Source organism: Agromyces indicus, assembly GCF_031432295.1.
Taxonomy (GTDB): Bacteria; Actinomycetota; Actinomycetes; order Actinomycetales; family Microbacteriaceae; genus Agromyces; species Agromyces indicus.
This window is the reverse complement of record NZ_JAVKGS010000002.1, coordinates 121,354-133,840: the sequence shown is the minus strand read 5'-3', so window position 1 is coordinate 133,840 and position 12,487 is coordinate 121,354. Positions and strand designations below refer to the sequence as shown.

Annotated in this window: 13 protein-coding genes; 3 read left to right on the top strand and 10 right to left on the bottom strand. The window is 70.0% G+C overall.

All coding sequences use genetic code 11. The annotated features are described in order from the left end of the window. Window positions 1–2: 2 nt before the first annotated feature. The 3 genes from fdxA to RH861_RS06865 are packed head-to-tail and all read right to left on the bottom strand — an operon-like array spanning window position 3 to window position 1,255. A complete protein-coding gene (fdxA, locus tag RH861_RS06875; RefSeq protein WP_067949403.1) occupies window positions 3–323 on the bottom strand; it encodes a ferredoxin in 321 nt (106 codons plus the stop codon). A gap of 39 nt (window positions 324–362) precedes the next feature. After that, entirely contained in the window at window positions 363–809 is a 447-nt protein-coding gene (locus RH861_RS06870) for a hypothetical protein (protein WP_310520385.1), read from the bottom strand. Continuing rightward, window positions 806–1,255 carry a hypothetical protein gene (locus tag RH861_RS06865; RefSeq protein WP_310520384.1) on the bottom strand — a complete coding sequence of 150 codons (450 nt, stop codon included), beginning with the start codon at window positions 1,253–1,255 and terminating at the stop codon, window positions 806–808. The genes RH861_RS06870 and RH861_RS06865 overlap by 4 nt, the downstream gene beginning before the upstream one ends. An 88-nt stretch (window positions 1,256–1,343) precedes the next feature. Between RH861_RS06865 and RH861_RS06860 the strand changes: the two genes are divergently transcribed. After that, window positions 1,344–2,156 carry an enoyl-CoA hydratase/isomerase family protein gene (locus tag RH861_RS06860; protein WP_310520383.1) on the top strand — a complete coding sequence of 271 codons (813 nt, stop codon included), beginning with the start codon at window positions 1,344–1,346 and terminating at the stop codon, window positions 2,154–2,156. Between the two features lie 67 nt (window positions 2,157–2,223). Here the strand turns inward: RH861_RS06860 and RH861_RS06855 are convergent, their stop codons facing one another. From RH861_RS06855 to RH861_RS06830, 6 genes are all read right to left on the bottom strand, one after another. Next, complete coding sequence (locus tag RH861_RS06855) at window positions 2,224–2,913, bottom strand: M23 family metallopeptidase (protein WP_310520382.1); 690 nt, start codon at window positions 2,911–2,913, stop codon at window positions 2,224–2,226. Window positions 2,914–3,188: 275 nt separating this feature from the next. Beyond that, window positions 3,189–5,093, bottom strand: coding sequence for a translational GTPase TypA (typA, locus tag RH861_RS06850; RefSeq protein ID WP_310520381.1), 1,905 nt, complete (start codon window positions 5,091–5,093; stop codon window positions 3,189–3,191). 202 nt (window positions 5,094–5,295) lie between these two features. Then, entirely contained in the window at window positions 5,296–7,065 is a 1,770-nt protein-coding gene (locus RH861_RS06845; RefSeq protein ID WP_310520380.1) for a dipeptide ABC transporter ATP-binding protein, read from the bottom strand. Continuing rightward, on the bottom strand, window positions 7,062–8,012 hold the full coding sequence (locus RH861_RS06840; protein WP_310520379.1) for an ABC transporter permease: 951 nt from the start codon (window positions 8,010–8,012) through the stop codon (window positions 7,062–7,064). Before RH861_RS06840 ends, RH861_RS06845 begins: the two co-directional genes overlap by 4 nt. Continuing rightward, complete coding sequence (locus tag RH861_RS06835) at window positions 8,002–8,931, bottom strand: ABC transporter permease (protein ID WP_067949414.1); 930 nt, start codon at window positions 8,929–8,931, stop codon at window positions 8,002–8,004. The genes RH861_RS06840 and RH861_RS06835 overlap by 11 nt, the downstream gene beginning before the upstream one ends. A gap of 184 nt (window positions 8,932–9,115) precedes the next feature. Continuing rightward, on the bottom strand, window positions 9,116–10,738 hold the full coding sequence (locus RH861_RS06830; protein ID WP_310520378.1) for a peptide ABC transporter substrate-binding protein: 1,623 nt from the start codon (window positions 10,736–10,738) through the stop codon (window positions 9,116–9,118). A 228-nt stretch (window positions 10,739–10,966) separates the two neighbouring features. Between RH861_RS06830 and RH861_RS06825 the strand changes: the two genes are divergently transcribed. Continuing rightward, a complete protein-coding gene (locus RH861_RS06825) occupies window positions 10,967–11,731 on the top strand; it encodes a CPBP family intramembrane glutamic endopeptidase (protein WP_310520377.1) in 765 nt (254 codons plus the stop codon). On the opposite strand, the gene RH861_RS06820 is transcribed toward RH861_RS06825, so the two are convergent. Next, on the bottom strand, window positions 11,677–12,153 hold the full coding sequence (locus RH861_RS06820; RefSeq protein ID WP_310520376.1) for a hypothetical protein: 477 nt from the start codon (window positions 12,151–12,153) through the stop codon (window positions 11,677–11,679). The two genes, RH861_RS06825 and RH861_RS06820, sit on opposite strands and share 55 nt — an antisense overlap. 136 nt (window positions 12,154–12,289) lie before the next feature. Between RH861_RS06820 and RH861_RS06815 the strand changes: the two genes are divergently transcribed. Beyond that, the gene (locus RH861_RS06815) at window positions 12,290–12,484 is read left to right on the top strand and encodes a hypothetical protein (RefSeq protein ID WP_310520375.1); all 195 of its coding nucleotides are present in this window, start codon (window positions 12,290–12,292) and stop codon (window positions 12,482–12,484) included. Window positions 12,485–12,487 lie beyond the last annotated feature (3 nt).

Genomic DNA, 12,487 nt, shown 5'->3' with positions numbered 1-12,487 from the left:
GCTCAATGGCCCTGGGGCGGCAGGGCGGCGACGAGCGGGTGGTCCTTGGCGATCACGCCGACCTTGGCGGCACCGCCGGGCGAGCCGATGTCGTCGAAGAACTCGACGTTGGCCTTGTAGTAGTCGGCCCACTCGTCGGGCAGGTCGTCCTCGTAGTAGATGGCCTCGACGGGGCACACGGGCTCGCAGGCGCCGCAGTCGACGCACTCGTCGGGGTGGATGTAGAGGGAGCGTTCACCCTCGTAGATGCAGTCGACGGGGCACTCGTCGATGCAGGCGCGGTCCTTCACATCGACGCACGGCAGGGCGATGACATAGGTCACGGTGGGTCGGTGTCCCTTCGATGAGGCTGGAAGGCCAGTCTACGCGTGCGTCGCGCGCGGCTGCGCTACGGCGGCGCCGCGTGACGGGAGCGACGGCCACGCGACGACGAGGACGGCGATGAGGGCGGGCGCGACCGACCAGATGGTGCCGACGATCCCGCTCGCGACGAGGACGGAACCACCCGGCCCCGGGAGGGACAGGAGGGCGACGGCGGCGACGACGCCTGCCGACGCACCGATCGCCGCCACGCGTCCGCCGGCCACCATGCGGATGCCGATGAGCAGTGCCGCCACGCCGACGAGCCCGGCGAGCAGCCCCCACGGGATCGAGACGTCGCCGATCTGCCACGCGTGGCGGTGGCCGACCGTCGCGACCGTGCCGTAGACGACGCCCACCACGACCGCGATGGCGATCGTCCGCACGCGCGCGGAGATCGACGTGCGCGGTTCGCGATCGCGCTCGACCGGGGCGTTCCCGCCGCTCATGGCGCGACGCTGACGGCGTAGCTCACCGTCGTGCCCTCCCCGGCGAGCACCACGAGGTGCTCGCCGTTCGAGTAGAGGATGCCTGACGCCGACTGCGCCGACCCGGAGGTCTGCTCGGTGAATCCGGCCTGCTCGAGCGCCGCCGCCGCCTCCCCCACGGGGTCGGCCGCCGACGAGGTCACCACGACGACCCACCCGGCAGCGCCGCCGGAGCCGCCGCTCAACTCGATCTCGCCGTCGATCACGGGGACCGACGCCGGGAAGTCGGCCGGCAGGTCGCCGCCGAGGCTCACGTCTCCGCCGATGGCGCCCTCCACCGCGTCCTCGACGTTGCGGTTCACGAACTCGTCGACCGGGGTGCCGGTGCACCCGGCGAGGAGGCCGACGGAGAGGGCGGCCGTGAACGCGGCGCGGATCGCGCGAACGCGTCGGGGGAAGGCAGGCATGCGGCCGAGTCTACCGTCGGGGCCTGCAGCGGCGGATGGCGTAGCGTGGTCGCCGTCGGGCACCGGCGCCCGTCGGGAAGGACCAGGAATGACCGAGCATCCTGCAGGCGATATCGCGACGCCCGCCGTCCGCGTCGAACGCGACGGCGTGGTGGCGACCGTCGTCATCGATCGCCCGTCGGCGCTGAACGCCCTCTCCCCGGAGGTGCTGCGCGACCTCGCCGAGGCGTTCGACGGACTCGTGGCCGAGGGCGACGCCGTGCGCGGCGTGATCGTCGTCGGGGAGGGCGGCCGTGCCTTCGTCGCGGGCGCCGACATCCGCTCGCTCGCCGGGCTCACCCCGAAGGAGGGCGCCGACGCCGCACGCCTGGGCCACCGCGTGGCGGCGGCGATCGAGGCGTTCCCGGCACCCGTGATCGCGTGCGTCGACGGGTTCGCGCTCGGCGGCGGCCTCGAGCTCGCGCTCGCCTGCGACCTGATCTACGCGACGGATGCCTCGGCCTTCGGCCAGCCCGAGGTGCGCCTCGGCCTGATCCCGGGATTCGGCGGCACGGTGCGCCTGCCCCGTGCGGTCGGCCTCGCCCTGGCGAAGGAGCTCATCTACACCGGTCGGCGCATCGGCGCGGCGGAAGCCGAGGCCGCCGGACTCGTCTCCCGGCGGTTCCCCGATCGCGAGGCGCTGCTCGAGGGCGCACGCGCGACCATCGCCGAGGTGGCGGAGAACGCGTGGACGGCGGTCGCGCTGGCCAAGCGCGTGCTCGTCGCAGCGACCGGCACGCCGACCGCGGTCGCGACCGACCTCGAGATCGAGGGCTTCGCCGATGCGTTCCGCACCGACGACATGCGCGAGGGCGTGGCGGCGTTCCTCGAGAAGCGCTCGCCCCGATTCGCGGGGCGCTGACCCCGGAGACGACGAAGCCGGGCGCCCCGTCGACGGGGACGCCCGGCCTGCGCCGAGGTGCCGCGGGTCAGCCGGTGACGTTGGCCTGGAGCCAGGCCATGCCGTCGAACCGGACGCCGTCGGCGCCGTACATCTCGAGGTGGAGGTGCGGCCCGGTCGACTGGCCGGTCGAACCGACCGCTCCGAGCGGGTCGCCGGCGCTGACGCGCTGGCCCGCAGAGACCTGGATGGAGCCGTACTGCATGTGGGCGTACAGCGAGGTGATCAGCACGCCGTTGATGTTGTGCTGCACCTCGACGTACGCGCCGAAGCCGCCGCCCGCCTCGGTCGCGGTGATGACCACGCCGTCGGCGATGGAGACGATGGGGGCGCCCGCGCCCGGGTTGAAGTCGACGCCGTCGTGCTCGGTCGAGCAGCCGCCGCAGGGGGCGACGCGCGGACCGAAGCCGTCTGAGGTGCGCGAGGGGTCGACGGGCCAGACGATGCGCGGCGACTCGAGCAGCGACACGTCGCCGACACCGGCGACGCTCGACTCGATGGGCGGCGGAGCGGCCTCGACATCCCACTCGCCGATGTCGATCGGCTGCAGGGTGGCCTCGGCGCTCACTTCGAGCGTCTGGGAACGCTCCGAGACGGCGCCGCTCTCGGGGGCGTACACCGAGGCGCGGACCTCGGTGTCGGTGGCGGACACGGCGAGCGCGGGAACGCTCGTCGCGAGCAGCATGCCGCCGGCGAGGGACATCGCGGCGAGCGACATCGCGGACCGGACGGGGGCGGTGCCGCTGCGACGCGCTCGGGGGGCGCGGTCGCGTCGCGGGAGGAGGGCGGGGCGGGGGCGTGCGGCCGCGCGGCGGCCATGGGGGCGATGGGTCATGAAGTCACAAGGGGGGGTTTCGTACGTAACAATTGCGTAACTGGCGTATCGGGTTTCGAAGAACCCGACAACCATACGACCCCGTTTCTGTGAACTTCATCAACCGGGCGAGCGGATGCCGCAGGCGGAGGCCCGCGGCATCCGCTCGGACCGCCGGCTCAGCCCTGCTTCTTGAGGCGCGAGGCAGCACGAGCACGTGCCGTCGCGTCGAGTTCCACCTTGCGGATGCGCACCTTCTCGGGCGTGACCTCGACGCACTCGTCCTCGCGGGCGAACTCGAGGCACTCCTCCAGCGTGAGCTGGCGGGACGGCGTCATCGACTCGAACGTGTCGGCCGTCGACGAACGCATGTTCGTGAGCTTCTTCTCCTTGGTGATGTTCACGTCCATGTCGTCGTTGCGCGAGTTCTCGCCGATGACCATGCCCTCGTAGACCTCCTCGGTGGGGTTCACGAAGAAGGTCATGCGCTCCTGCAGCGCGATGATCGCGAACGGCGTCACCACGCCGGCCCGGTCGGCGACGATCGAGCCGTTGTTGCGCGTCGTGATCGTGCCCGCCCACTCGTCGTACCCGTGCGAGATCGCGTTGGCGATGCCCGTGCCGCGCGTGATCGTGAGGAATTCGGTGCGGAAGCCGATGAGCCCGCGGCTCGGGACGACGAACTCCATGCGCACCCAGCCGGTGCCGTGGTTCGACATGCCGTCCATGCGTCCCTTGCGCGCGGCGAGGAGCTGGGTGATCGCGCCGAGGTACTCCTCCGGCGCATCGATCGTCAGGTGCTCGTACGGCTCGTGCACCTTGCCGTCGACGGTCTTCGTGACCACCTGCGGCTTGCCGACGGTGAGCTCGAAGCCCTCGCGGCGCATCTGCTCGACCAGGATGGCGAGCGCCAGCTCACCGCGGCCCTGCACCTCCCAGGCGTCGGGCTTGCCGATGTCGAGGACCTTCAGCGAGACGTTGCCGATGAGCTCGCGGTCGAGGCGGTCCTTGACCATGCGCGCCGTGAGCTTGTGGCCCTTCACCTTGCCCACGAGCGGGGAGGTGTTGGTGCCGATCGTCATCGAGATGGCGGGGTCGTCGACCGAGATGGCCGGGAGCGGCCGCACGTCCTCCGGGTCGGCGAGCGTCTCGCCGATGGTGATCTCGTCGATGCCGGCGACCGCGATGATGTCGCCGGGACCGGCCTCCTCGGCCGGGTGGCGCTCGAGCGCCTTCGTCTTCAGCAGTTCGGTGATGCGCACGTTCGAGTGCGAGCCGTCGTGGCGCACCCACGCGACCGTCTGCCCCTTGCGGATGGTGCCGTTGAACACGCGGAGCAGCGCGAGGCGGCCGAGGAACGGCGACGCGTCGAGGTTCGTCACCCAGGCCTGCAGCGGCGCCTCGTCGTCGTACGTCGGCGCCGGGATGTGGGTCAGGATCGCCTCGAACAGCGGCTCGAGGTCGTCGCTGTCCGGCAGCGAGCCATCCGCGGGCTTGGTGGTCGACGCCCGGCCCGCCTTGCCCGACGCGTAGACCACGGGCACGTCGAGGATGGCGTCGAGGTCGAGGTCGGGCACGTCGTCGGCGAGGTCGGAGGCGAGGCCGAGGAGCAGGTCCTGGCTCTCGGCGACGACCTCGTCGATGCGTGCGTCCGGCCGGTCGGTCTTGTTGACGAGCAGGATGACGGGCAGGCGCGCCTCGAGCGCCTTGCGCAGCACGAACCGCGTCTGCGGCAGCGGCCCCTCGCTCGCGTCGACGAGCAGGACGACGCCGTCGACCATCGACAGGCCGCGCTCGACCTCGCCGCCGAAGTCGGCGTGCCCCGGGGTGTCGATCACGTTGATCGTGACCGGGCCGGATGCCGCGTGGCGTCCGTTGTACTCCACCGCCGTGTTCTTGGCGAGGATCGTGATGCCCTTCTCGCGCTCGAGCTCGTTGGAGTCCATCGCCCGCTCGTCGACGTGCGCGTGCTCGGCGAACGAGTGGGTCTGCTTGAGCATGGCGTCGACGAGGGTCGTCTTGCCGTGGTCGACGTGGGCGACGATCGCGACGTTGCGCAGGTCGTTGCGGGTGGCCTTGGCCATGGTTGGTCCTCGCGTGGCCGCCGGTCGCCGTGGGCTCCGGGGCGCGGATCGGCAGCGCGGAAGGCGCTGGATGGGGTCGGTGGGAGCGCGGTGGGCCGAGCGGCACGGATCGCGCCAGACCAGCCTACCCTGTCGCCGGAACGGCGGACGCCCGGCATCCGTCTGGCGGATGCCGGGCGTCCGGCGGTTCAGACCCTCGGCGTCAGGCGCCGAGCTTGAGGTTCGCGCCCGGGATGGCCGCGAGCAGGTCCTTGGTGTACTGCTCCTTGGGGTTGTCGAAGACCTCGTCGGTCGTCGCCGACTCCACGATGCGGCCCTTCTGCATCACCGCGACGTGGTCGGCGATGACGCGCACGACCGCGAGGTCGTGCGTGATGAAGAGGTACGTGAGGTCGAGCTCGGCCTGCAGGTCGGCGAGCAGGCGCAGGATCTGGGCCTGCACGAGCACGTCGAGCGCGGAGACGGCCTCGTCGAGCACCACGATCTCGGGCTTCAGCGCGAGCGCGCGCGCGATGGCGATGCGCTGGCGCTGGCCGCCCGACAGCTCGTTCGGGTAGCGACCGACGAGCGTGCGCGGCAGCGACACCTGGTCGAGCAGCTCGAGCACGCGGGCCCGGCGCGACGCGGCGTCGCCGACCTTGTGCGTGTAGAGCGGCTCGGCGATCGTGTTGCCGATGTTGCGGAGCGGGTTGAGCGAACCGTACGGGTCCTGGAACACCGGCTGCATGCGGCTGCGGAGTTCGAACAGCTCCGACCGGCTGACCTTCTCGAGGTCCTTGCCGCCGACGATGATCTTGCCGCTCGTGGCATCCTCGAGCTTGAGGAGCATCTTCGCCACCGTCGACTTGCCCGATCCGGACTCGCCCACGAGCGCCATGGTGGTGCCCTTGGGGATTTGGAACGAGACGTCGTCGACCGCGGTGAACTCGCCCGACCCGCGGATCTTGAAGACCTTGGTCAGGTTCTCGACCACGATGGCCGGCGCCTTCGACGCGGCGGCCTCGACGGCCTCGTGCCGGGCCTCGGCCGTGGCGATGAGGTCGATCGCGTCGCCCGCGGCGGACGCGGCGTCCTCGGACATCGAGGCCTCGGCCGCGCTCACGCTGCCCGTCGCCTGGATGCGGCGCGAGGCGAGGCTCGGCGCTGCGGCGACGAGTCGCTGTGTGTACGGGTGCTGCGGGTTCTGCAGGATCTGCAACGACGGGCCCGACTCGACGACCTTGCCCTTGTACATGACGACGAGCTGCTCGGCGCGCTCGGCCGCCAGGCCGAGGTCGTGCGTGATGAACAGCAGCGTCGTGCCCAGCTCGCGCGTCAGCGACTCGAGGTGATCGAGGATGACGCGCTGCACCGTGACGTCGAGCGCCGAGGTCGGCTCGTCGGCGATCAGCAGCTGCGGGTCGGCCGCGAGGCCCATGCCGATGAGCACGCGCTGGCGCATACCGCCCGAGAACTGGTGCGGGAACTGCTTCAGGCGCCGGTCGGCGTCCTGCAGGCCGGCCTGCTTGAGCACCTCGATCGCGCGGGCCTTGACCTCCTTGCGGCCGGTGGCGATGCCGTTCGCGCGGATCGCCTCCTCGACCTGGAAGCCGATGGACCACACCGGGTTGAGGTTCGACATCGGGTCCTGCGGGACGAAGCCGATCTTGCGACCGCGGATCGACTCCATGTCGCGCTGCGACGTCTTCGCGAGGTCCTGCCCGTCGAGCAGGATCTGGCCGCCGGCGATGTGCCCGGTGCCGGGGAGCAGGTTGATGATCGCGTGTGCGGTCGTCGACTTGCCCGAGCCGGACTCGCCGACGATGGCGAGGCTCTGGCCGCGGTAGAGGGTGAAGCTCACGCCGTCGACGGCGGTGACCTTGCCCTCCTGCGTGTTGAAGGCGACCTCGAGGTCCTTGACCTCGAGGATCGGGCGCTCCTCGGCGCCGGAGGTGGACTGCTGCACGTCGGATCCGTTCACGGTCGAGGTCATCGCTGCGCCCTCGCCTTCGGGTCGAGCGCGTCGCGGATGACCTCGCCGAGCATGATGAAGCTCAGCACGGTCACCGACAGCGCGATGGAGGGGAGGATCAGGGTCTGCGGGTTGGTCCGCAGGTCGACCTGGGCCTGGCTGATGTCGTTGCCCCACGACATGGTCGTCGACGGGAGCCCGACGCCGAGGAACGACAGGGTCGCTTCGGCCACGATCGCCGACGCGAGCGAGATCGTCGTGATGACGAGCACGGGCGCGATCGAGTTGGGCAGGACGTGACGGAGCAGGATGCGGAACCGCGAGACGCCGAGCGCCGTCGCGGCCATCACGAAGTCCGCGTTCTTCACGCGGAGGATCTCCGCGCGGAGCACACGGGCCGTGGCGGGCCAGGCGAACGCGCCGATCGCCAGCGAGATGGTCCAGACGTTGGCGTACTGCGAGAACACCGACATCACGACGACCGCCGCGAGGATGTAGGGGATCGAGAAGAAGATGTCGCCGATGCGCGAGAGCACCGCGTCGAGCCATCCGCCGTAGAACCCGGAGAACGCGCCGAAGATCACGCCGAGCAGGGCGACCAGGAACGACACGATGAGGCCCACCGCGAGCGACGTCGACGTGCCGTGGATGATCCGCGAGAAGATGTCGCAGCCCTGGCGGTTGTAGCCGAGGAGGCTGTCGCCACCGGGACCCTGGTTGCTGAGCGAGAGCTGGCAGTACCGGGGGTCCACGCTCGTGAAGAGCGTCGGGAACAGCGCGACGATCACGAGGATCGCGATCATGACCGCGGAGATCCAGAACATCGGGCGCTTGCGGAGGTCGCGCCACGCATCGGTCCAGAGGTTCGAGGGCTTGCCCTCGGCCTTGACGGAGTCGATGGCGACGAGGGGCGTCTCCTCGATCGGCGCGACGTAGTGCGCCTGGCTGGGGCGGGTGTTACTTGGCATAGCGGATCCTCGGGTCGAGAACGGCGTACAGCAGATCCACCAGCAGGTTGACGACGAGGTAGATCAGCACCATGACGGTCACGAAGGAGACGACGGTCGGTCCCTCTCCTCGGATGATCGCCTGGTAGAGCGTGTTGCCCACGCCCGGCACGTTGAAGATGCCCTCCGTGACCGTCGCGCCGACCATGAGCACGCCGAAGTCGACGGCGAGGTAGGTCACGACGGGGATGAGCGAGTTGCGCAGGATGTGCACCGGAACGATGCGGCGACGCGACAGGCCCTTGCTCGCGGCGGTGCGAACGAAGTCCTGGCCGTCCGTCTCGATGACCGACGACCTTGTCAGTCGGACGATCTGTGCGAAGCTGCCGGCCGCGAGCACGATCGCCGGCAGCACGAGGTCGCCCCAGGGCGCCCCGGGACCGACGGTGGTCCGGAACCAGCCCAGCTGGATGGCGAAGACGAACTGCGCGACGAAGCCGATGACGAAGATCGGCAGCGAGATCAGGATGAGGCTGACGACGAGCGCGCTGGCATCGAAGATGCCGCCCTTGCGCAGGCCCGAGATGAGGCCGATGAGGATGCCGCCGACCATGAGGAACAGGGTCGAGAGCAGCGCGAGGCGCAGCGTCACGGGGAACGTGCGAGCCAGGATGTCGCTCACGGGCTCGCCCGAGAAGGAGATGCCGAGGTCGCCCTGGAAGATGCCGCCGAGGAAGAGCAGGTACTGGACGATGAACGGCTTGTCGAGGTTGTACCGTTCGCGCACCGCCTCGAGCACCTGGGGCGGCGGGGTCTTCTCGCCGAACAGGGCGACGATCGGGTCGCCCGGCATGGCGAAGACCATGAAGTAGATCAAGAACGTGGTGCCGAGCAGCACAGGGATCGCCTGCAGCAGTCGGCGCAGGATGTAGCCGGCCATGGATCAGGCCCCGCGCTCTGCGTGTGTTGACATTGTTGAAGAAACCTCACCGTTGTGGAGTGCGACCACACGATGTTACGCGCTCTGGCTGCACCCCGGATACGTGGGAGTGGGGCGGCGATCCGAATGACCGCCGCCCCACGGGCGTCAGAGAGTCTAAACCCCCTCACACCATGATCGAGAATTACTCCTCGCTCTTGGTCACCTGGTAGTACAGGGGCACCGAGTTCCAGCCGAACTCGACGTTCTCCACCTGCTCACCCCACGCGCCGTTGACGGTCGAGTACCAGAGCGGGATCGCGGGGAGGTCCTCGAAGAGGATCTCCTGCGCCTGCTGGAACTTCTCGATGCCCTCTTCGACATCGGTCGCACCGAGGCCGTCGGCCATCAGCTGGTCGAACTCGGGGTTCGAGTAGTCACCGTCGTTCGAGCCGGCACCGGTCTGGTAGAGCGGCGCGAGGAAGTTCGACAGCGACGGGTAGTCGGCCTGCCAACCGGTGCGGAACGCGGTCTGGATGGCACGGTCGGTGATCGAGGTGCGGAACTCCGCGAAGGTCGGGTACGGAGCACCCGTCGCGTCGATGCCGAGCTCGTTCTTGATCTGGTTGGCGACTGCGTCGACCCAGGCCTGGTGGCCACCGTCGGCGTTGTAGCCGATCTGGAACGAACCCTCCCACGGGCTGAGGGCGTTGGCCTCTTCCCAGAGCTCGACCGCGCGCTCGGGGTCGTACTCGAGGACCTCGGCACCCGGGATGTCCTCCGAGTAGCCGTCGATGACGGGCGAGGTGAAGTCCTTCGCCGGGGTGCGGGTGCCCGAGAAGATCACGTCGGTGATCTCCTCGCGGTTGATCGCGTGCGAGATCGCCGCGCGACGGAGCTTGCCCTCTTCGCCGCCGAAGTGCGGGAGGCGGTCCGGGACGACGAACGACTGGAAGATCGCCGCGGCCTGGCTGACGGAGCGGTCGCCGAACTCGTCCTCGTAGGTGGCGAGCGCGCTGTCCGGGATGGCGTCGATGATGTCGAGGTTGCCACCCTGCAGGTCGGCGTAGGCCGCGTCCTGCGTCGCGTAGAAGATGATCTCGAGACCACCGTTGGCAGCCTGGCGGCCACCCTGGTAGTCCTCGTTCTTCACGAGGTCGATGCGCTCGTTGTGCTTCCAGGCGCCCTCTTCGGCCAGCTTGTACGGGCCGTTGCCGATCGGGTTCTCACCGAACGCCTCGAGGTCCTCCCACGCCGCCTCGGGCAGCGGGTAGTACGCCGAGTAGCCCAGTCGGAGCGGGAAGTCCGACTCCGGCTGCTTGAGGGTCACCTCGAAGGTGCGCTCGTCGACGACCTCGAGGCCCGACATCTCCTCGACGTTCTCGTCGTAGGAGAAGCCCTCGATGGACTCGAAGAAGTAGCTCGAGAGCTGCGCGTTGTCGAGCGCAGCGCCGTAGTTCCACGCCTTCACGAAGGACTCGGCCGTGACGGGCTCACCGTTGGTGAACTCCTGGCCCTCCTTGATCGTGATCGTGTAGGTCTGCGAGTCCTCGGTCTCGATGGACTCGGCCATGTCGTTGACCGGCTTGCCCTCGGCGTCGTAGTAGATCAGACCCGCGAAGATGGAGTCGAGGATCTTGCCGCCGCCGGTCTCGTTCGTGTTCGTCGGGATCAGCGGGTTCTGCGGCTCGGAGCCGTTGGTGGTGATGATCGCGGACGAGTCACCCTCGGGTGCCGCGGGCTCGTTGCTGGTCGAGCAGCCGGAGAGCGCGAGCGCGCCGGCCGCCGCAAGAGCAATGGCTGCGACGCCGATTCTCTTGATCTTCAATGTTCCTCCTGTGAGATGAGCGCACGACAGCACGATTCGCGTCGGTAGGACTCGAAGGTCGGGTCTGGGGGCGCTGGTAGGTGAATCGAGACTATAAGCGCGTCCCAGTCAGGCAAACCCGATGGCGGAACCGTTACCGAGGCGCAATCTAGGACGGCCGGTCTGCTCAGATGAGCGCGGCCGAACGCACGATTCTTGCGTAGCGCGGCGTCGTGCGAGGATTGCCGCATGTCCCCGTCGCGGCGCCTGCGGCTCGAGATCGCGATCGTCCTGGCCCTCTCGCTCGGCGCTTCGGCGGTCTACTCCATCGTCTCGATCGTCGCGCGCCTGACCGATGAGCGCCCGCTGGGCCAGCAGTCGGCCGCGATCAACCAGTCGCGCGCGGCGCGCGAGTGGCTCGACTTCACCTACCAGTTCCTCGACGTGATCTTCGGCGTGGCCGTGGTGGCGCTCGTCCTCTACCTGCTGTGGCTACCGGGCCGCGACCCGTTCCGGCGGATCGGCCTGGACTTCACGCGACCGGGGCGGGACGCCGCATCCGGACTGCTGCTCGCGGCGGTCATCGGCGTGCCCGGCCTCGCGCTGTACGCGGCGGGTCGCGCCCTGGGGTTCACGGTCGCGGTCGTGCCGCAGTCGCTCGACGCGTACTGGTGGACCGTGCCGATCCTCGTGCTCGCGGCGCTGAAGGCCGCGCTCGTCGAGGAGGTCATCGCAGTCGGCTACCTCTTCACGCGCCTGCGCGAGCTGGGGGTGGGGCCGTGGGCGACGATCCTCTCGAGCGCGCTCCTGCGCGGCACGTACCACCTCTACCAGGGCTTCGGCGCGTTCGTCGGCAATGCCGTCATGGGCGTCGTGTTCGGCTGGGCCTACCTCCGCTGGGGCCGCACGATGCCGCTCGTGGTGGCCCACTGGATCCTGGACATCGTGTCGTTCGTCGGCTACCCGCTGGCGCTCGGCTGGTGGCCCGAGCTGTTCGCTCCGCCGGCCGACTGAACCGGCGGTCGGGCCGCAGGCGCCACCGGCGGCGCCGACGGATGCCGCGGCCGCGACGTCTCCGCGACGTGACGGCCCCGCGCGAGGGCCACGACGGTGGCCGGCATGGGCGGCAGCGCCTCCTCGGGCGGCTCGACGCGCAGGTCGGCGTCCGCGGAACGGACGCGGGCCCCGTCCATCCAGCTGCGCCGGCTCGGCGTGCAGACCGCCGAGAACGCCTCGGGGCCGGTCGCGAACCCCCGGGTGAAGTCGCCCATGGTCTCCGCGCGCCGCAGTGCCTCGGCGAGCGCGGGATTGCGGCGCTCGACCAGCCCTGCACGCTGCTGCAGTCCGAGCGACCCGGATCCGGCGAGCGTGCAACCCACCATGACACCGGCGAAGGCGACCGTCGCGACCGCGGCGACGAGATCGATCGGGACCATGCGCACCCCCATTGTGCGAGAGATCCTCAGTGTACTCCCGGGGGTCGCTCGAGGGACCGTCCGGATCCGGCGGCAGGCGGTCGCGACCACCCTGATCCTCGGACCGCCGCGCGCGGTCGGACGGAAGGGATCGGCCATGGACCTCGCACACGCGCTCGCAGCCGCCGGCGTCGCCGCACGACGCACCCGACGACGCTTCGACGACGAGGAGGAGGTGCGCGCCGCGGAGCGGCGGGTCCTCGCGCGCCGCAGCGCACTGGTCGCGGCATCCGCTCGCCCCGAGCCCACCGAGCGCGGACGCCACGTGGCGCCGCGCCCGGCGAGCGCGTGACGC

Excerpts from the sequence above, each read along its gene's own strand:
- RH861_RS06865 (WP_310520384.1), bottom strand. The coding sequence starts at position 1,255 with ATGCCTGCCTTCCCCCGACGCGTTCGCGCGATCCGCGCCGCGTTCACG.
- RH861_RS06835 (WP_067949414.1), bottom strand. The coding sequence starts at position 8,931 with ATGGCCGGCTACATCCTGCGCCGACTGCTGCAGGCGATCCCTGTGCTG.
- RH861_RS06820 (WP_310520376.1), bottom strand. The coding sequence starts at position 12,153 with ATGGTCCCGATCGATCTCGTCGCCGCGGTCGCGACGGTCGCCTTCGCC.
- RH861_RS06825 (WP_310520377.1), top strand. The coding sequence starts at position 10,967 with ATGTCCCCGTCGCGGCGCCTGCGGCTCGAGATCGCGATCGTCCTGGCC.
- RH861_RS06870 (WP_310520385.1), bottom strand. The coding sequence starts at position 809 with ATGAGCGGCGGGAACGCCCCGGTCGAGCGCGATCGCGAACCGCGCACG.
- RH861_RS06860 (WP_310520383.1), top strand. The coding sequence starts at position 1,344 with ATGACCGAGCATCCTGCAGGCGATATCGCGACGCCCGCCGTCCGCGTC.
- RH861_RS06840 (WP_310520379.1), bottom strand. The coding sequence starts at position 8,012 with ATGCCAAGTAACACCCGCCCCAGCCAGGCGCACTACGTCGCGCCGATC.
- typA (WP_310520381.1), bottom strand. The coding sequence starts at position 5,093 with ATGGCCAAGGCCACCCGCAACGACCTGCGCAACGTCGCGATCGTCGCC.
- RH861_RS06845 (WP_310520380.1), bottom strand. The coding sequence starts at position 7,065 with ATGACCTCGACCGTGAACGGATCCGACGTGCAGCAGTCCACCTCCGGC.
- RH861_RS06855 (WP_310520382.1), bottom strand. The coding sequence starts at position 2,913 with ATGTCGCTCGCCGCGATGTCCCTCGCCGGCGGCATGCTGCTCGCGACG.
- RH861_RS06815 (WP_310520375.1), top strand. The coding sequence starts at position 12,290 with ATGGACCTCGCACACGCGCTCGCAGCCGCCGGCGTCGCCGCACGACGC.